At 65.2% G+C, this 17,224-nt stretch carries 15 protein-coding genes; 8 read left to right on the forward strand and 7 right to left on the reverse strand.

The window, feature by feature from the left end; translation table 11 throughout:
- Positions 1 to 13 precede the first annotated feature (13 nt).
- Positions 14 to 793, forward strand: a complete 780-nt coding sequence (locus QX073_RS09200) for an enoyl-CoA hydratase/isomerase family protein (RefSeq protein WP_315753532.1) — start codon at positions 14 to 16, stop codon at positions 791 to 793.
- Positions 794 to 1,490: 697 nt separating this feature from the next.
- Here the strand turns inward: QX073_RS09200 and QX073_RS09205 are convergent.
- Complete coding sequence (locus QX073_RS09205; protein ID WP_316191411.1) at positions 1,491 to 2,702, reverse strand: DUF418 domain-containing protein; 1,212 nt, start codon at positions 2,700 to 2,702, stop codon at positions 1,491 to 1,493.
- 43 nt (positions 2,703 to 2,745) lie between these two features.
- Positions 2,746 to 3,231: a hypothetical protein gene (locus QX073_RS09210; RefSeq protein ID WP_315753536.1), complete on the reverse strand. Its 486-nt coding sequence runs from the start codon at positions 3,229 to 3,231 to the stop codon at positions 2,746 to 2,748.
- 163 nt (positions 3,232 to 3,394) lie between these two features.
- On the opposite strand from QX073_RS09210, the gene QX073_RS09215 reads away from it, so the two are divergent.
- Positions 3,395 to 4,267 carry a GNAT family N-acetyltransferase gene (locus QX073_RS09215; RefSeq protein ID WP_315825118.1) on the forward strand — a complete coding sequence of 291 codons (873 nt, stop codon included), beginning with the start codon at positions 3,395 to 3,397 and terminating at the stop codon, positions 4,265 to 4,267.
- Between the two features lies 1 nt (position 4,268).
- Here QX073_RS09215 and QX073_RS09220 read toward each other — a convergent pair whose 3' ends face one another.
- The 5 genes from QX073_RS09220 to QX073_RS09240 all read right to left on the reverse strand — a co-directional run bounded on the left by QX073_RS09220 (position 4,269) and on the right by QX073_RS09240 (position 10,355).
- Positions 4,269 to 4,631: a VOC family protein gene (locus QX073_RS09220; protein WP_316225648.1), complete on the reverse strand. Its 363-nt coding sequence runs from the start codon at positions 4,629 to 4,631 to the stop codon at positions 4,269 to 4,271.
- 87 nt (positions 4,632 to 4,718) lie between these two features.
- The gene (locus QX073_RS09225) at positions 4,719 to 5,723 is read right to left on the reverse strand and encodes an SDR family oxidoreductase (protein ID WP_315753542.1); all 1,005 of its coding nucleotides are present in this window, start codon (positions 5,721 to 5,723) and stop codon (positions 4,719 to 4,721) included.
- A gap of 206 nt (positions 5,724 to 5,929) precedes the next feature.
- The gene (locus tag QX073_RS09230) at positions 5,930 to 6,358 is read right to left on the reverse strand and encodes a GlcG/HbpS family heme-binding protein (protein ID WP_315753544.1); all 429 of its coding nucleotides are present in this window, start codon (positions 6,356 to 6,358) and stop codon (positions 5,930 to 5,932) included.
- Between the two features lie 167 nt (positions 6,359 to 6,525).
- Positions 6,526 to 9,483 carry an FAD-binding and (Fe-S)-binding domain-containing protein gene (locus tag QX073_RS09235; RefSeq protein ID WP_315825117.1) on the reverse strand — a complete coding sequence of 986 codons (2,958 nt, stop codon included), beginning with the start codon at positions 9,481 to 9,483 and terminating at the stop codon, positions 6,526 to 6,528.
- Between the two features lie 113 nt (positions 9,484 to 9,596).
- Positions 9,597 to 10,355 (reverse strand): GntR family transcriptional regulator, encoded by a 759-nt coding sequence (locus QX073_RS09240; RefSeq protein WP_315753548.1) that lies wholly within the window; start codon positions 10,353 to 10,355, stop codon positions 9,597 to 9,599.
- 127 nt (positions 10,356 to 10,482) lie between these two features.
- Between QX073_RS09240 and QX073_RS09245 the strand changes: the two genes are divergently transcribed.
- The 6 genes from QX073_RS09245 (at position 10,483) to QX073_RS09270 (ending at position 17,222) form a co-directional block, all read left to right on the forward strand.
- A complete protein-coding gene (locus QX073_RS09245; protein ID WP_316225649.1) occupies positions 10,483 to 11,688 on the forward strand; it encodes an alanine--glyoxylate aminotransferase family protein in 1,206 nt (401 codons plus the stop codon).
- Between the two features lie 208 nt (positions 11,689 to 11,896).
- Positions 11,897 to 13,090, forward strand: coding sequence for a pyridoxal-phosphate-dependent aminotransferase family protein (locus QX073_RS09250; RefSeq protein WP_315753552.1), 1,194 nt, complete (start codon positions 11,897 to 11,899; stop codon positions 13,088 to 13,090).
- Positions 13,090 to 13,887 carry an enoyl-CoA hydratase/isomerase family protein gene (locus QX073_RS09255; protein ID WP_315753554.1) on the forward strand — a complete coding sequence of 266 codons (798 nt, stop codon included), beginning with the start codon at positions 13,090 to 13,092 and terminating at the stop codon, positions 13,885 to 13,887. The genes QX073_RS09250 and QX073_RS09255 overlap by 1 nt, the downstream gene beginning before the upstream one ends.
- Positions 13,888 to 14,020: 133 nt before the next feature.
- Positions 14,021 to 15,007, forward strand: coding sequence for a tripartite tricarboxylate transporter substrate binding protein (locus QX073_RS09260; protein ID WP_315825115.1), 987 nt, complete (start codon positions 14,021 to 14,023; stop codon positions 15,005 to 15,007).
- A 32-nt stretch (positions 15,008 to 15,039) separates the two neighbouring features.
- A complete protein-coding gene (locus tag QX073_RS09265) occupies positions 15,040 to 15,582 on the forward strand; it encodes a tripartite tricarboxylate transporter TctB family protein (RefSeq protein ID WP_315712922.1) in 543 nt (180 codons plus the stop codon).
- 119 nt (positions 15,583 to 15,701) lie between these two features.
- The gene (locus tag QX073_RS09270) at positions 15,702 to 17,222 is read left to right on the forward strand and encodes a tripartite tricarboxylate transporter permease (RefSeq protein WP_316183848.1); all 1,521 of its coding nucleotides are present in this window, start codon (positions 15,702 to 15,704) and stop codon (positions 17,220 to 17,222) included.
- Positions 17,223 to 17,224: the final 2 nt, after the last annotated feature.

The raw sequence follows: 17,224 nt of genomic DNA on the forward strand, positions 1-17,224 counted from the left end.
GACAGGCAAGGCGATGACCGACGACAGCGTGATTCTCGACAAGCGCGGGCAGGCCCTCTGGATCACCATCAATCGTCCGGAGAAGCGCAACGCGCTGAATGGCGACGTGATCGCCGGGATCTCGCGCGGCTATCGCACGGCACATGACGATCCCGAGGTGCGCGTGATCGTGCTGACCGGCGCAGGAGACAAGGCGTTCTGCGCCGGCGCCGACCTGCAGAACTCCGGCGCGGCCTTCGCGATGGATTTCTCCCGCCCGAATGTCGATTACGCGGACTTGCTCCGGCTGTCGCAGAATTCCACCAAGCCGGCGATTGCGCGCGTCGGCGGCGTCTGTATGGCCGGCGGCATGGGCTTGCTGTGTATGACCGACATGGCGGTCGCAGCCGATCACGTCGTCTTCGGCCTGCCGGAGGTGAAGGTCGGCGTGTTCCCGATGCAGGTCCTGAGCCTCTTGCAGAGTATCGCGCCGCCGCGTCTCGTCAACGAATGGGCGCTCACGGGCGAGCCGTTCGACGCCAAGACTGCACAGGCTGCCGGGCTGCTCAACCATGTCGTTCCCGCCGCCGAGCTCGACGGCAAGATGGACTGGCTGATCGGCCGTCTCGTCGACAAGTCGCCGACCGCCATCCGCCGCGGCAAATACGCCATGCGCGCCATCGCCTCGATGTCGTTCGACGAGTCCATCGCCTATCTCGAAAGCCAGATCGCGCTGCTGGCGATGACCGAGGATGCCAAGGAGGGCCTGAGGGCGTTTGCCGAGAAGCGCAAGCCGGTGTGGCCGGGGAAGTAGCTCGCTGCGGGTAGAGTGTGTGACGGCGGCTCTGTTGTTGCCGCTGTCATGCTCCGCGAAGGCGGAGCATCCAGTACGCCGAGGCCTCCCGGTTCGATGACCACGGCCTCTGGAATACTGGATAGCCGGCTTTCGCGGGCGATGACAGTGGAGGGGTGGAAAGGTTCTTTGCTCCAACAATATTTGTCCACATAGGGTGATACATGGATCCGCGATCTCGCGACGCTTCGCGTCCGAGTCTTGCGTCAGATTTCGCCCTCTGAACGAAGAGGGCGCAGGGAAGGCCGGGCGCTCGCCGCCCCCATGCCCGCCTGCAGGAAGAAAAGCAGGCGGCAGTGACCACAGGTTTGGCCGCAACTACCGGCCTTCCCTGCGCGACGGGCTTACGGCTTATACGTGATCTCCCTGGTGCGCCGGGCTTTCTGGCCACCATCCCCGCGCGAAGCAAAGCCTCGTCGCGAGTTGACATCAGCGTCGGGATGTCAGGACCACACGATTTCGCCGTCCGCCACGCCACCAGTCGTCTTGCGCAAACGCGCCTGATGCCGCGACGGCCATCGCATCACCGGCCCAACGCTTGTGACGATCGCGAGGCGCCCCTCTCGTAAGCCGCGACGCCGTGAAATGTGCAGCTGATTTGCCCGACAAGACAACACCCACCGGGGTGCGACATAGTAACCCGACGGGCAAAGTCGTGTCAGGAGTGCGGCCGAAGCCGCATCGGCTGCAGCTTGTTGTACATCAGGCTGCGCCACAGCCATTCGATGGGGCCGAACTGAAACAGCCTCAGCCAGCACCAGCTCGCGATCACCTGGAGCACATAGACGACCACGCCGATGCCAAGTGCGAGCGAGACGCTGAGCCGGCCGAACAGGCCGAGGCCATAGCCGTAGAACACGACGCCGAAGATGACGGACTGCATGAGATAGTTGGTGAAGGCCATCCGGCCGACGAGAGCCGCCCAGCCGAGCAGGCGGGCGCCCCAGATGGTGCTTGCAGCCGAAAGGATCAGCGCACCATAGGCAAGCGCCAGGCTCACAGTCGCAAGCGATGCGCCGGCGTCGATCGTGACAGCGAGTGCGGCCAGGGCCGTCAGCAGCAGCATGACGCGGTGATGCGGCATATCGCGCAGAAGGCCGGATCGCCAGATGACGATGCCGGCGAGGAAAAGTCCGAGCGTGCGCGGAAAGATCCACAAATGCAGCGGCGCGATGGCGCTGATTTCGGACAGCCGGAACACCAGGATCTGCGAGAAGTTGCCGTTGGCATAGATGCGATTGGCATCGACAACATGCTGCATCATCCAGGAGGAGCTTAGTAGCGGCAGCACGGGAATAAGCCAGCTGGTGAAGTACAGCCCGAGCAGGGTGAGGCTGCTCGCGATCACCAGCCAGCTTGGCGCGAACAGGAACGGCAGCACGAGCAGTCCGGCAAGCGCATATTCGGTCAGGATGTCACCATTCCACAGCAGCGTCAGGTGCAAAATGCCGATCGCGAGCAGGACGAGCAGCCGCCGGAGCAGCAGGGGGATACGTCGCTCCGGAGCGATCCGGTCGAACTGCATGGCCAGCCCGATGCCGAACAGCAGCGAGAACAGGGCAAGCGCCTTCATGGAGACGGCGCGCGCGAGACCATCTTCGATGGCGCGATTGAAGGGCGAGTCTCCGACGATGGCCCACAAAAGCTTGACCGTCTCCGGTGATGACGATCCGGCGAAGAAGGTCGTGCCCGCTTCGTGCGCTCTCGGCGTCGGCAGAAATTGCTGGAAGATCGAGATACGGAACTCAAATACGACGTTGATGGCCATGACGCCAAAGAGGGCGAGGCCCCGGAGGATGTCGATGGCTGGCAGCCGGTCGCCACCAGAGGCAGGCCCCGTCGGATTAGCTGATCCGATCGTCGCAGTCATAGGGCTGAGAACTCATAAGCAGGGAATGGACTGACTTCCGCGTTCACAGGCAGGCGTCATGATGGCTTGCTGTCACCTCTGTGATCGCTCCTGCATCGTCTGACTTCCAGGTCACGTCGATCGTCTGCACACAGGCTGGATTGCCCCATCGATAGAAATGGACATTGGCGGTCTCGGACGTTCGGCATGGTGCATGAATCTCTCCCAGCCGCACCACGATATGTCCGTCGCGGACGCAATCCGGGAACGGTTCGAATCCTTGCTTCAGCAGCGTTGCTGTCAACATCGCGGCTGGTGTTCCGGATGGGAATTCCGCCTGAAGGTGGGCCGTGAGCCGTTTTCCGCTCTCCACTGATTTGAGCCAGGAGTCCGCAACGTCGTTCTCGAACATCGGAGGTGGCCGTGTATTCATGAACAGCGGCGAGGTGAGTATTGAAAGAAATAGAACGGCGGCCGGTGGATTGAAGATGGCGATGAAAGCTGACCCCGTCGCGAGCAATGCGGCACTGGCCATGAGGCCACGCAGCATCCATGTCAGCCACCGAGGGCGCATGCGATCGGTTTGTGCGTTTCGTCGTATCATGGGAGATGAACGTTAGCCCTGCGCAGCGTTGTGCGCAACGATCGCAATATTCCCGCCCAAGGGCATCTTTGTTGCTGCGAAGGACGGCAGTTGGCGCTAGCGTTGTGAGATGATGCAAAGTGGCCCAATTGCAACCGACGGTCTTCTCATCCGGCCGATGCGGCCGGAAGAGATTCCGCTGGCCATCGACTGGGCGGCGGCCGAGGGCTGGAATCCCGGCCTGTCCGATGCCGCGTGCTTTTCCGTGGTCGATCCGCAGGGATTTCTCATCGCCGAACGTGACGGTGTGCCGGTCGCGACGGTGTCCTGCGTCAACTACGACGGACGCTTCGCGTTTCTGGGCTTCTACATCGTACGTCCTGATCTGCGCGGGCATGGCTATGGCCTGCGGCTCTGGCAGGCTGCGATGGCGCATGCGGGATCGCGTGTCGTCGGCCTCGACGGTGTCGTCGCGCAGCAGGACAATTATCGAAAGTCCGGCTTCAAATATGCCTATGCCAATGTCCGCTACAGTGGGAAGGCCGCTACGGTGCTGCCCGCTGCTGCGCGATCGGACTTCGTTGCGCTGAGCGACGTGCCGCTGGCCGACATCGAGGCCTCCGACGCGGCTGTGTTTCCGGCGTCGCGCCGCGCGTTCCTGCAGGCCTGGATCGGAGCCCCCGGCCATGTCGGCCGCGCTGTCATCCGTGATGGCGCGCTTGCCGCCTGGGGCGTGATCCGGCCGTGCCGCACCGGCTCTAAGATCGGTCCGCTGGTCGCGCACAGCCGGGCCGATGCCGAGGCCATCGTCTCGGCGCTGCTGAGCGAGATCGGCGACTCCGAGGTCTTCCTCGATGTGCCGGCGATCAACCCGGAGGCGGTGGCGCTGGCGGAGAGTCTCGGGCTGAAGCCGGTGTTCGAGACCGCGCGCATGTACACCCGCCCGATCGCGCCACTACGCATCGAGCGGCTGTTCGGCGTCACCACTTTCGAGCTCGGCTAGCTCATTTGTCGAGCGGCCGCGCGAAGCTCAATTCGTGACCGTCGGGATCGGTGAGATGGAAGTAGCGCTCGCCCCATTCGGCGTCGCGCGGCGTGGTGGAGGGCGAGAAGCCGGCGGCCAGCGCCTTGGCGTAGACGGCGTCGACGTCCGAGACATGAAAGATGATGCGGCCCCACCAGCTCCACTGCTTGTCCTCCGGCATAGCGATCAGGTTGAGATAGCCCGCGCCGACTCGGAAGGTCGTGAACGGGGTGTCGGCGCCGCCATACGGGATGTCGTCGAAGCCGAGCGCGCGATAGAAGGCGACCGCGCGGGCCATGTCATGGGTGGCAACGGTGATCGCGCTGATGCTTTCGATGGTCATGCAGGCGCTCCGGACGGGAATGGATAGCGCGGAGCAGAAAAGCGCATCTCGCCGGTGTCACGCAAGCACCGCGTTGCAACGCGCGGCCTAGCGCCTCCCCCGCCGGCTCAGCGTCGCTCCCAGCGCAAAGAAGACAGCGGCCCCGATTGCGACGGTCGCGGCGCGGGCCACATCGCCGGGCACGAGCATCGCGTGCAGGGCCGCGCCACGGCTGAACGAGCCGCGGGTACGGTGCAGGCGTGTAACCGGGTGATCGAGATTGTCGGTGCGGTCGGGCACCAGCGGCACGTCGGTCTGCTGCCCGGCGATCGCCTTGGCGGCGAGGTAGCGGTCGAGCAAAGCCGGGGCGATGGCGTTGCCGAGGATGGTCAGCAGCGTCGGCCAGCCGATCCAATATTCGCGGAAGCCGCCATCGGCAACGCGATAGACGGCGTCAGCGATCACCTCAGGCTCCACCGGCCGGCCCATTGGCCGTGGCGTATGCGCAAGGTGCGCGCGAGCCCAGTCGAATTGCGGTGTGTTCACCGCGGGCAGATCGACGATGCAGAGCGTGATGCCTGAGCGCTCGTGCATCAGCTCGGCCCGCAGCGAGTCGGTGAAGCCCCGGATCGCATGTTTGGCGCCGCAATAGGCCGCCTGTAGCGGAATGCCGCGATAGGCGAGCGCCGAACCGATCTGGATGATGCGGCCTTCGCCGCGTCGGCGCATCGATCGCAGCGCCGCCATCGTGCCGTGCACGAAACCGAGATAGGTCACCTCGGTGACGCGGCGGAATTCCTCCGGTGTGATGTCGGCCACGGTCGAGAACACCGTTTCCATGGCGTCATTGATCCAGATGTCGACCGGACCCAGGCGCTGCTCGAGCCGCTCGGCAGCGTCGAACAGGGCCTGCGCATCGGCGACATCGACGGCCTCGTATTCGGCATGGGCAAACCGCGCCTGCAGCTCGCGCTGGACGTCGCGCAGCGCATGCTCATCGCGCGCGATCAGGCCGATGCGATCGCCGGCCTCGCCGAAGCGGTTCGCGATGGCACGGCCGACGCCGGCGGAGGCGCCAGTGATGATGATGGTGCGAGCTCGTCTGCGAGGCATGTCCGGTTCTCCACGCGCCCCGTCGTACAAACGTGCAGCAGCCGGCAATGTTTCGGGCCGGTCAAGCCGGCCGAATGAATTCTCCGTCAGCCGCGATCTGAGCCGTGGAATTCGACGCATGATCGATCAGGCTTCGAGAGGGCGGCCAGCCCCCTCGAGATTGTGGGACGGAAAAGCTCGCTGAGCTTTGCAGGTGCGACCGGAGCTCAGCCCGGATTGGCCTTGAGGCCGGCGGCCTCGATACCGGCGACGGCGCAGATCTCGTCATTGTCGGAGCTGTCGCCGGAGACGCCGACGGCGCCGACGAGCGTCGTGCCGTCCATGATCAGCACGCCGCCGGGCACCGGGACCATGCGGCCCTGGGCCAGCGTGTTCACGGCGTCGATGAAATAGGCCTGCTCCTGGGCGCGCTGGAACAGGGCGCGGGAGCCGAGGCCGAGCGCCAGCGCGCCATAAGCCTTGCCATGCGCGACCTCGGCCCGCATCAGGCTGGTGCCGTCCTGGGCGGCGGCCGCCTTCAGGCAGCCGCGGGCGTCGAGCACCATCACGGCGAGCGGCTTGAGCTTCTTCTCGATGCCCTTCGCGAGCGTGGCATCCAGAATCTTGCGAGCGGCGTCGAGCTTGAGATCGGCCATGTCGGTGTCCTTTGCGATTTGTGATGAAAAGTCGGCTCTATCATCCGTCATTGCGAGCGAAGCGAAGCAATCCAGGACGAAAGAAAAGGTCTGGATTGCTTCGTCGCTACGCTCCTCGCAATGACGAACATTGAGGTCGCGCTCCGCGGCGTCCGGTCTCTCGTGACCTACGTTGATGCTTGCGCCCGCTCCAGGCTCATCGCCAGGAGCTGCGCGGCGTGAACGGCACCGCGGGCGGCGCCGTCCTGGATCTGGTGGCGGCAGGAGGTGCCGTCGGCAACGATGAACGTTGCGGCGTCGGCGTTGCGCACGGCGGGCAGCAGCGACGCCTCCGCCATCTGCTGCGAGACCTCGTAGGTCTCCGCGCCATAGCCGAACGCGCCGGCCATGCCGCAGCAGGAGGATTCGATGGTCTCGACCGTGAGCTCCGGAATGAGTCGGAGCACCTGCTCGACAGGCTTGAAAGCGGCGAAGGATTTCTGATGGCAATGGCCGTGCAACAAGGCCTTACCGGGCAGGGGGGCGAGCGGCAGCGCCAGCCTGCCGCTCTCGGCCTCGCGCGCCAGAAACTCTTCCAGCAGCAGCGCGTGTGCGCTGATCGTTTTCGCGGTGGCGTCGTTGCGCAGCGACAGCAGTTCGTCGCGCAGCGTCAGCAGACAGCTTGGCTCGAGGCCAATGATCGGCACGCCGCGCGAGGCGAACGGCGCGTAGGTCTCGACCAGGCGCTGCAGCTCGGACTGGGCCTCGTCGACGAGGCCGGCGGAGAGGAAGGTGCGGCCGCAGCACAGGGCGCGGCCGCCATCGGCCGGCTTGGGCACGTAGACGCGATAGCCGCCGGCGATCAGCACGCGCAGCGCGGCGTCGAGATTTTCGCGCTCATAGACGCGGTTGAAGGTGTCGCCGAACAGCACGACCTCGCGGCCATCAGCCGGACCGAACGCGTCGGCGTCGACGCGGAAGGTGTCGGTGCGGAAGGCCGGAAGCTTGCGCTTGGCGCTGATGCCCGCAACGCGCTCCATCAGCACGCGCAGGGGCGCAACATGATTGCGCAGGTTCACGAGCGGCGCGATGCGGGCAGCCATATCGGCATAGCGCGGCAGATAGGCGACGAGCCGGTCGCGCAGCGTGAGGCCATGCGTCGTCGCCCGGGCCGCCAGCACCTCGATCTTCATCTTGGCCATGTCAACGCCGGTCGGGCACTCGCGGCGGCAGGCCTTGCAGGAGACGCAGAGCTTCAAGGTCTCCATCATCTCGTCGGACGACAGCGCGCCGGGACCGAGCTGGCCGGAGATCGCGAGCCGCAAGGTATTGGCACGGCCGCGCGTGACATCCTTCTCGTCGCGGGTGGCGCGATAGGACGGGCACATCACGCCGCCGTCGAGCTTGCGGCAGGCGCCGTTGTTGTTGCACATCTCGACCGCGCCCTGGAAGCCGCCGGCGGCACCCGGATAGGCCGACCAGTCGAGCACCGGCTTGATGTCGTCGACGATGCGGTAGTCCGGCGGATAGCGGAACAGCGAGCGGTCGTCCATCCTGGGTGGATCGACGATGCGGCCAGGATTGAGCACGTTCGCCGGATCGAAGCGCTGCTTGACCTCCTTGAAGTCGGCGACGATGCGGCTGCCAAACATCTGCTCGTGGAATTCCGAGCGCACGATGCCATCGCCATGCTCGCCGGAATGCGAGCCCTTGTACTCGCGCACCATGGCGAAAGCTTCCTCGGCGATTGCGCGCATCGCCTTGACGTCCTTCTCCAGCTTCAGGTTCAGCACCGGGCGCACATGCAGGCAGCCCTCGGAGGCGTGCGCGTACATCGTGCCGCGCGTGCCGTGCCTGGCGAACACCTCGTTGAGCCGCGCGGTGTAGTCGGCGAGGTGGGGCAGCGGCACGGCGCAGTCCTCGACGAACGACACCGGCTTGCCGGCCTCCTTCATCGACATCATCACGTTGAGGCCGGCGGCGCGGAAGTCGGCGACGGCGGTCTGAAGCGCAGGGTCTGATATCTCGACGACGCCGCCCCATTTGCAGATCTCGTTGCTCCAGGAGAAGCCGAGATCACCCATCAGCTCGGAGAGCTGCTTCAGCTTGGCGAGGTTCTCGTCCTTCGTCTCCTCCGCGAACTCGACCACCAGGATCGCGTCGGGATCGCCGCGCACCGCCGCCGCGATCACCGGCTGGAACATCGCGATGTCGCGGCCCAGCCCGATCATGGTGCGGTCGACCAGCTCGACCGCGATCGGCTTCAGCTTGACCAGATGCTGGGCCGCATCCATCGCCTGATAGAAGCTGCCGAAATGACAGACGCCGAGCACCTTGGTGCGGATCAGCGGCCACAGCTTGAGCTCGATCCGGGTGGAGAAGGCCAGCGTGCCCTCGGAGCCGACCAGCAGATGCGCCAGGTTGTTGGCGGCGTTGCGCGGCGTCAGTGCGTCGAGATTGTAGCCGCCGACGCGGCGCTGCACCTTGGGAAACCTGTCGGCGATCTCCGCGGCCTCGCGCTCGCCCAGCGCCAGCATGTCGCGAAACAGCGTGCGCGCGCTCTCCGGCGCGCTGACGTCACGAAGGTCTCGCGCCACCTCGCCGAAATGCGCCAGCGTGCCGTCGGCCAGCGCGGCGTCGATGGCGATGGTGTTGTCGCGCATCGTGCCGTAGCGCAGCGAGCGGCCGCCGCAGGAATTGTTGCCGGCCATGCCGCCGATCGTGGCGCGCGACGCCGTGGAGACGTCGACCGGAAACCACAGGCCGTGCTTCTTGAGCTGGCGATTGAGGTCGTCGAGCACGATGCCCGGCTCGACCACGCAGGTCCGCCCCTCGACATCGAGCGAGACGATGCGGTTCAGGTGCTTGGAGAAGTCGACGACGATCCCCTCGTTGACCGTCTGGCCGCATTGCGAGGTGCCGCCGCCGCGGGGCGTGACGATGCGGCCGTCGTCGCGGGCGATGGCGAGCGCACGCAGCGCCTCGTCCATCGTGCGCGGCACGACCACGCCCGCCGGAATGACTTGGTAGAACGAGGCGTCTGTGGCGTAGCGGCCGCGGTTGAAGCGGTCGAAGAAGACGTCGCCTGTCATCTCGGCGCGGAGCTTCTGTTCGAGCCTGGACGGACCGGCTTTGGCGTTCGGCATGGTGATCCCTGGTGGGGCCCGGCTGTCGTCCGGCGGGCGCTGTTCCGCCCGGTGTCATTCATTTCCGCAAATGCGTCAATCTGATTGCATGCAAATTTGCGCAATCCCCGGCGTTATTCGACCTTGTCTGGCTTGGCTGCCGCCAGCGGCGGCTGGCTCTCGGCGAAGTACGCGATCGCAGCCGCGCCCTTGTTGCGCAGATGCTGGAACAGGATGTCGGACAGCTCGCTTCCGGCGCGCCGGCGCAGGGCATCGAGGATCAGCTCATGCTCGCGCATGGCCTCGCTCCAGCGTTCGCGCTTGCGGGCGAAATTGGCCGAGAAGCGCACCCGGCGGATGCGGCCCGCCAGGCTCTCATAGGTCGCATGAAGGGTGGCGTTGGCGGCGGCGTCGACGATCGCCCGGTGGATCAACTGGTTCATGCGGAAATAGCCCTGCATGTCCTGCCGCATGTAGAATCCGTACATATCATGATGAAATTGCTCGATTTCCGCGATCGCTTCATCTGAAATCTTCTCGCAGGCGAGGCGTCCGGCGAGGCCTTCCAGGCCTCCCATCAGGTCGAACAGTTCGTGGATGTCGGCGGCGCTGAGCGGGCGCACCCGGGCGCCGCGATTGGGCAGCAGCTCGACCAGCCCCTCGGCTGCGAGCACCTTGAGCGCTTCGCGCAAGGGGGTGCGGGACACCCCCAGCATTTCGCAAAGCTGCCGCTCGGACAGGCGTCCGCCGTCGGCGACATGGCCCTCGACGATGTAGTCGCGCAGCCGCGCCAGGATTTCGTCATGCAGCGAGGTCTCGTCCCGCGCAGGCACGGATCGACCGCTTGGCCCTGCCAAGGGTGGCGTCTCGATATCGGGAATCGTGGAATTCATCTTACGCATTGTAGCGGTAGTTACAGATGTGGTCGACCTCGTGCGTGCATGCGATTGAGCTCTTGCATGCTGAAAGATTGAATGCAATCATGGGTGCCAGAATGCCGTCGTCGCCCGGAGCTCTGTCGTGACCCGTCCTCAAGGCCGTCATTTCTTGCATATTCCGGGCCCGAGTCCGGTGCCCGAGCGGGTGCTGCGGGCGATGGACATGCCGGTGATCGATCACCGCAGCGCCGAGTTCGCCGAACTCGGCAAGGCCGTGCTCGGCGGCTCGCAGGCGATCTTCAAGACCACGAGCCCGGTGATCATCTATCCGTCTTCGGGCACCGGCGCCTGGGAGGCTGCCATCGTCAACACGTTGTCGCCGGGCGACAAGGTGCTGATGGTCGAGACCGGCCACTTCGCCACGCTGTGGCGGCAGATGGCGGCGCGGTGGGGAATCGAGGTCGACTTCATTCCCGGCGACTGGCGCCGTGGCGTCGACCCTGCCGTCATCGAGGAGGCGTTGGTCGCCGACGCCGGTCATCGGCTCAAGGCGGTGATGGTCGTGCACAACGAAACCTCGACCGGCGCGACCAGCCGGATCGGTGAGGTGCGCGCCGCGATGGACCGCGCCAAGCATCCGGCGCTGCTGATGGTCGACACCATCTCCGGTCTCGCCTCGGCCGACTTCCGCTTCGACGAGTGGAAGGTCGATGTCGCCGTGTCCTGCTCGCAAAAGGGCTTCATGCTGCCGCCGGGGCTCGGCTTCAACGCCGTCTCGGACAAGGCGCGCCTTGTTGCCAAGGCCAACAAGATGCCGCGCTCGTTCTGGGATTGGGAGGACATGCTGAAGCTGAACGCGAACGGCTTCTTCCCCTATACCCCGGCGACGAACCTGCTCTATGGCCTGCGCGAAGCGATTGCCATGCTGCTCGAGGAGGGACTCGACCAGGTGTTCGCGCGCCACCAGCGGCTTGCGGCCGCGACCCGCGCCGCGGTCGAGCATTGGGGTCTCGAGGTGCTGTGCCAGGAGCCGAAGGATTTTTCCCCGGTGCTGACCGCCGTGCTGATGCCGCCGGGCCATGACGCCGATCAGTTCCGCCAGGTCGTGCTCGACAATTACAACATGTCGCTCGGCTCGGGCCTGTCCAAGGTCGCGGGCAAGGTGTTCCGCATCGGCCATCTCGGCGAGTGCAATGCGCTGACCCTGATGGCGGCGCTGAGCGGAGTCGAGATGGGGCTGCGTGCGGTCGGCGTGCCGCATCGCGCGGGCGGTGTCGATGCCGCGATGCTGCTGCTGGATGAGCCATCGCAGGGCAATGCGCCGCGCCAGCTTGCGGCGGTGAAATGAGGCTAAACCGCGTGCAGCAAGCTGGGGCGTCCCGCTATGCCGCACTGCACAGAAGAAGGGGATTTGTGTGCATCTGAGGGATGTCAGCCCGGAGCGATCGGTGCTTGCGTCTTCTTTATTGACGCCAGCGGTCTGGCGGGAGAAAAGCGCGGCCAGCGCGTGGGATGCCACGTCCGCGCACCAACCAAATGACCGGGGATGGACGCCAATGACTGTGCACACGGGACGGCATTTTCTTCAGATTCCGGGACCGACCAACGTGCCCGACCGCGTGCTGCGCGCGATGGACATGCCGACCTTGGACCATCGCGGTCCGGAGTTCGCGGAGCTCGGCTTCGCCGTGCTGGCGGCCAGCCAGCGCATCTTCCGCACCAAGCAGCCGGTGATCATCTATCCGTCGTCGGGCACCGGCGCGTGGGAAGCCGCGATCGTCAACGCGCTCGCGCCCGGCGACAGGGTGCTGATGGTTGAGACCGGCCAGTTCGCTGTGCTGTGGCGGGGCATCGCCGACAAGTTCAAGCTCGACGTCGACTTCATCCCCGGCGACTGGCGTCATGGCGCCGACATCGCGGCGATCGAGCAGCGTCTGGTCGACGACAAGGCGCACAAGATCAAGGCCGTCTGCGTCGTGCACAACGAGACCTCGACCGGCTGCCTAACGCCGCCGCTCGAGGTGCGCAAGGCGCTCGACCGGTCCGGCCACCCGGCACTCCTGATGGTCGACACCATCTCCGGCCTCGGCTCGATGGAGTATGAGCACGACGCGTGGGGCATCGACGTCTCCGTTGCGGGCTCGCAGAAGGGCCTGATGCTGCCGCCGGGCCTCGGCTTCAACGCCGTCTCGGAGAAGGCGCTCGCCGCCGCCAAGGCCAATCCCGGCATGCGCTCCTACTGGGACTGGCAGGAGATCATCACCTTCAACAAGCTCGGCACCTTCCCGTACACGCCGGCCTGCAATCTGCTGATGGGCCTCAACGAGGCGCTGAAGATGCTGGAGGAGGAGGGGCACGAGAACGTGTTCGCCCGCCACCGCCGCCACAGCCTTGCGACGCGCGCCGCCGTGAAGGCGTGGGGCCTCGACACGCAATGCGCCGATCCGCAGGCGCATTCGCCGGCGCTGACCGGCGTGGTCATGCCCGAAGGCCATGACGCCGATCAGTTCCGCAAGACCGTGCTGGAAAACTTCGACATGTCGCTCGGCACCGGCCTCAACAAGATCAAGGGCAAGGTGTTCCGCATCGGCCACATCGGTCATTTCAACGACCTGATGCTGATGGGGACGCTCGCCGGCGTCGAGATGGGCCTTGCGCTCGCCAATGTGCCGCATCGTGCCGGTGGCGTGCTCGCGGCAATGGACGTCCTGAAGGCGCGCGAGGCGGCGCCAATCCCGAAGGTGGCCTGATGACCGCGCCTGTGACCGGCTCCGACGATCTGATCTATGCCGTCGACGACGGCATCGCCAAGATCACCTTCAACCGGCCGCAGGCGCGCAACGCGATGACCTTCGCGATGTACGACCGGATGGCCTCGATCTGCGAGGCCATCAACGCCGATCGGTCGATCAAGGCGCTGATCCTGACCGGTGCGGGCGACAAGGCGTTTGCCTCCGGCACCGATATCTCGCAATTCCGCGCCTTCAAGACCGCGCAGGATGCGCTCGACTACGAGGCGCGGATCGACCGCGTGCTCGGCACGCTGGAGCTGTGCCGTGTGCCGGTGATTGCGGCGATTGCGGGCGCCTGCACCGGCGGCGGCGCCGGCATTGCCGCCTGCTGCGACATTCGCATCGGCACCGAGACGGCACGTATCGGTTTTCCGATCGCGCGCACGCTCGGCAACTGCCTGTCGATGTCGAACATCTCGCGCGTGGTCTCCTTGATCGGACCGGCGCGCACCAAGGATCTGATCTTCAAGGCACGGTTGGTCGAGGCGCCGGAGGCGCTCGCGCTCGGTCTGCTCAACGAGATCGTGCCTGACGTCGAGACGCTGCAGACACGCGCGCTGGAGACCGCGAGGCTCATCGCCTCGCACGCGCCGATCACCCTCGAGGTGACCAAGGAGGCGGTGCGCCGCATTCGCCGGACCCTGTCGCGGGACGAGGGCGAGGATTTGATCCTGCGCGCCTATATGAGTGAGGATTTCCGCGAGGGCATGGAGGCGTTCCTCAACAAGCGGACGCCGAACTGGAAAGGCAAGTAGTCCAATGCCGTGCTTGCGACCTTATGCCGAGGAACATGAGGCCGCATCATGCTTGTGTTCTTGAACTGACCACAATAAGCCAGCAGTATCCTGGTAGGATGCAAGCTGGCGCTTCGAACGGGGAAGAAAACACGTGCGCAAACTCATCAAGATCGCGGCCGCAACGGCGGCCTTTTTTGCAACTGCGCCCGCCTTTGCCGGCTGGGAGCCGACCAAGCCGGTCGAGATTGTCGTCGCCGCAGGCGCTGGCGGTGCATCAGACCAGATGGCGCGGATGATGCAGGCTGCCATTCAGAAGAACAATCTTCTGAAGCAGCCGGTTGTCGTGTCGCTGAAGGGCGGCGCGTCGGGCGCCGAAGCCCTGATGTACATGAAGTCCAGCGACGGCGATCCGAACAAGATCCTGATCGCCTATTCGCTGATCTACATGCTGCCGCTGTCGGCCAAGCTGCCGTTCGACTGGCACGAGCTGTCGCCGGTCGCGGTGATCGCACTCGATCAGTTCGTGCTGTGGGACAACGTCAACGGCCCCAAGACGGTGAAGGAGTTCATCGAGGCTGCCAAGGCGTCGAGCTCGCCGTTCAAGTTGGGCGGCACCGGCTCCAAGCGCGAAGATCACGTGCTCACGGTCTTCATGGAGAAGAAGACCGGAGCCAAGTTCTCCTATCTGCCCTACAAGTCGGGCGGCGAGGCTGCGACCCAACTGGTCGGCGGGCACACCGAAGCGAACGTCAACAATCCGTCCGAGAATCTCGAAGTCTGGCGCGCCGGCCAGGTGCGTCCGCTCTGCGTGTTCGACAAGGAGCGCATCTCCTACACGACCAAGGTCACGGAGACGCAGTCCTGGAACGACATTCCGACCTGCAAGGAGGAGGGGCTGGACGTGCAATACCTGATGCTGCGCGCGATGTTCCTGCCGGGCAAGGTGACGCAGGAACAGCAGGAGTTCTACGTCGACCTGTTCAGCAAGCTGGTGCAGACACCGGAGTACAAGGACTACATGGAGAAGCAGGCGCTGAAGCCGATCTTCCTCACCGGCAAGGACATGCTGCAGTTCCTCGAAGAGGACGGCTCGCTCAACAAGCAGCTGATGACGGAAGCCGGCTTCGTCGCCAAGTGAGGCCGGGCGGGGCGAGGGGATGAGGAGGATCGATGTCCAACGCTGAGCTCGAGATTGCCGTCGACGATCCGACCGCGCCGGAGGAGAATTCTCCGGCCGTCACCTCCACCCGGACCGTCGACGTCGCGGTCTCGCTGCTGCTGCTCGCGCTCGCGGCCGTACTCGCCTGGGACAATTGGCGGACCGGCGCGTCCTGGGACTCGACCGGTCCGGAGCCCGGCTACTTTCCGTTCTATCTGTCGGTGATCCTCGGCGGCGCCAGCCTTTACGGGATCGGCGCGGCGTTTCTGTCCAGCAAAGAAGCGGTCGAGACTTTCGTGACGCGCGCGCAGCTGCGCCGTGTGATGGCGGTGTTCGTGCCGACGCTGCTGTTCTGCATCGCCATGCAGTTTCTCGGCATCTATGTCGCGAGCTTCCTGCTCATCGCCGGGTTCATGCGTCTCGTCGGCAAGATCGCGATCTGGAAATCGCTGCTCACGGCGTTCCTGTTCAGCGCCGTGATGTTCGTGACGTTCGATGTCGTGTTCGACGTGATCATGCCGAAGGGCCCGCTCGAAGCGGCGTTCGGGTACTGACACCGGTCTCTCCGCCGTCATTGCGAGGAGCAACGCGACGACGCAATCCAGGGCTGCGCACTCGACTCTGGATTGCTTCGCTGTGCTCGCAATGACGAGGAAACAGTTGGAATGAAATCATGGAAGCCTTGGGTCTGCTGCTGCACGGGTTCGCGGTCCTCCTGACCTGGAAGACGCTGCTGCTGATGATGGTTGGGCTCGTGCTCGGCGTCTTCGTCGGCGTGCTGCCCGGGCTGGGGGGGCCCAACGGCGTCGCCATCCTGCTGCCGCTGACCTTCTCGATGGACCCGACCTCGGCCATCGTGATGCTGTCCTGCATCTACTGGGGCGCGCTGTTCGGCGGCGCCATCACCTCGATCCTGTTCAACATTCCCGGCGAGGCGTGGTCGGTGGCGACTACTTTCGACGGCTATCCCATGGCGCAGCAGGGCAAGGCAGCGGAGGCGCTGACGGCCGCCTTCACCTCGTCGTTCATCGGCTCGCTGGTCGCGGTGATGCTGATCACCTTCCTGGCGCCCTGGATCTCGTCGTTTGCGCTGAAGTTCGGTCCGCCTGAATTCTTCGCCGTGTATCTCCTGACCTTCTGCTCGTTCGTGGGCTTGGGACGCGAGGACAAGCACAAGACGGTCATTGCGATGGCGCTCGGCCTGCTGCTTGCCGGCGTCGGCATGGACACCGTGTCCGGTCAGTTGCGGATGACCTTCGGCTCGACCGATCTGTTGCGCGGCATCAACTTCCTGGTCGCGGTCATCGGCCTGTTCGGCATCAGCGAGATCCTGCTGACGATGGAGGAACGCCTGGCGCTGCGCGGTCACGCCGCAGCGATCTCCTTGCGCACGGTGCTCGCCGTCTGGAAGGACCTGCCGAAATACTGGATGACCCTGCTGCGCTCCTCGGTGATCGGCTGCTGGCTCGGCATCACGCCGGGCGGCGCGATCGCGGCCTCCTTCATGGGCTACAACCTCGCCAAGCGATTCTCCAAGAATCCGGACAGTTTTGGCAAGGGACGCATCGAGGGCGTGTTCGCGCCCGAGACGGCCGCGCATGCCTCGGGCACCGCGGCGCTGCTGCCGATGCTGGCGCTCGGCATCCCCGGCTCGGGCACCGCGGCGATCCTGCTCGGCGGCCTGATGGTGTGGGGCCTCAATCCCGGCCCGCTGCTGTTCGTGGAGCACAAGGACTTCGTCTGGGGCCTGATCGCCTCGATGTATCTCGGCAATGTCGTCGGCCTCGTGCTGGTGCTTTCCACCGTGCCGATCTTCGCCTCGATCCTGCGCGTGCCGTTCGCGGCCGTGGCGCCGATGATCGTGGTGTCCTGCGCGATCGGCGCCTACGCGATCCAGAACGCGATGTTCGACGTCTGGCTGATGCTCGGCTTCGGCGTCGTCGGCTATGTCTTCAAGAAGATCAAGATCCCGCTGGCGCCGTTCACCTTGGCGCTGGTGCTCGGCAGCCGTGCCGAGGACGCGTTCCGGCAGTCGATGATCATCTCCGGCGGCAACATGAAGGTGTTCTGGGCGAACGGGCTGGTGGGCACCATCACGACGCTGGCGATCGTGCTGCTGTTCTGGCCGCTGATCGATCGTGTGATCGCGAGCTTCAGCAAGTCGGGAGCGCCGGCCGCGAAGGCCGAGGCTTAGTA

It is taken from the genome of Bradyrhizobium sp. SZCCHNS3052 (assembly GCF_032484495.1).
Lineage (GTDB): Bacteria > Pseudomonadota > Alphaproteobacteria > Rhizobiales > Xanthobacteraceae > Bradyrhizobium.

What these genes read in the sequence shown, in the direction of transcription:
- QX073_RS09215 (WP_315825118.1), top strand. Translation starts at nt 3,395, where the DNA reads ATGATGCAAAGTGGCCCAATTGCAACCGACGGTCTTCTCATCCGGCCG.
- QX073_RS09270 (WP_316183848.1), top strand. Translation starts at nt 15,702, where the DNA reads ATGGAAGCCTTGGGTCTGCTGCTGCACGGGTTCGCGGTCCTCCTGACC.
- QX073_RS09225 (WP_315753542.1), bottom strand. Translation starts at nt 5,723, where the DNA reads ATGCCTCGCAGACGAGCTCGCACCATCATCATCACTGGCGCCTCCGCC.
- QX073_RS09265 (WP_315712922.1), top strand. Translation starts at nt 15,040, where the DNA reads ATGTCCAACGCTGAGCTCGAGATTGCCGTCGACGATCCGACCGCGCCG.
- QX073_RS09205 (WP_316191411.1), bottom strand. Translation starts at nt 2,702, where the DNA reads ATGACTGCGACGATCGGATCAGCTAATCCGACGGGGCCTGCCTCTGGT.
- QX073_RS09255 (WP_315753554.1), top strand. Translation starts at nt 13,090, where the DNA reads ATGACCGCGCCTGTGACCGGCTCCGACGATCTGATCTATGCCGTCGAC.
- QX073_RS09220 (WP_316225648.1), bottom strand. Translation starts at nt 4,631, where the DNA reads ATGACCATCGAAAGCATCAGCGCGATCACCGTTGCCACCCATGACATG.
- QX073_RS09235 (WP_315825117.1), bottom strand. Translation starts at nt 9,483, where the DNA reads ATGCCGAACGCCAAAGCCGGTCCGTCCAGGCTCGAACAGAAGCTCCGC.
- QX073_RS09210 (WP_315753536.1), bottom strand. Translation starts at nt 3,231, where the DNA reads ATGCTGCGTGGCCTCATGGCCAGTGCCGCATTGCTCGCGACGGGGTCA.
- QX073_RS09230 (WP_315753544.1), bottom strand. Translation starts at nt 6,358, where the DNA reads ATGGCCGATCTCAAGCTCGACGCCGCTCGCAAGATTCTGGATGCCACG.
- QX073_RS09250 (WP_315753552.1), top strand. Translation starts at nt 11,897, where the DNA reads ATGACTGTGCACACGGGACGGCATTTTCTTCAGATTCCGGGACCGACC.
- QX073_RS09200 (WP_315753532.1), top strand. Translation starts at nt 14, where the DNA reads ATGACCGACGACAGCGTGATTCTCGACAAGCGCGGGCAGGCCCTCTGG.
- QX073_RS09240 (WP_315753548.1), bottom strand. Translation starts at nt 10,355, where the DNA reads ATGAATTCCACGATTCCCGATATCGAGACGCCACCCTTGGCAGGGCCA.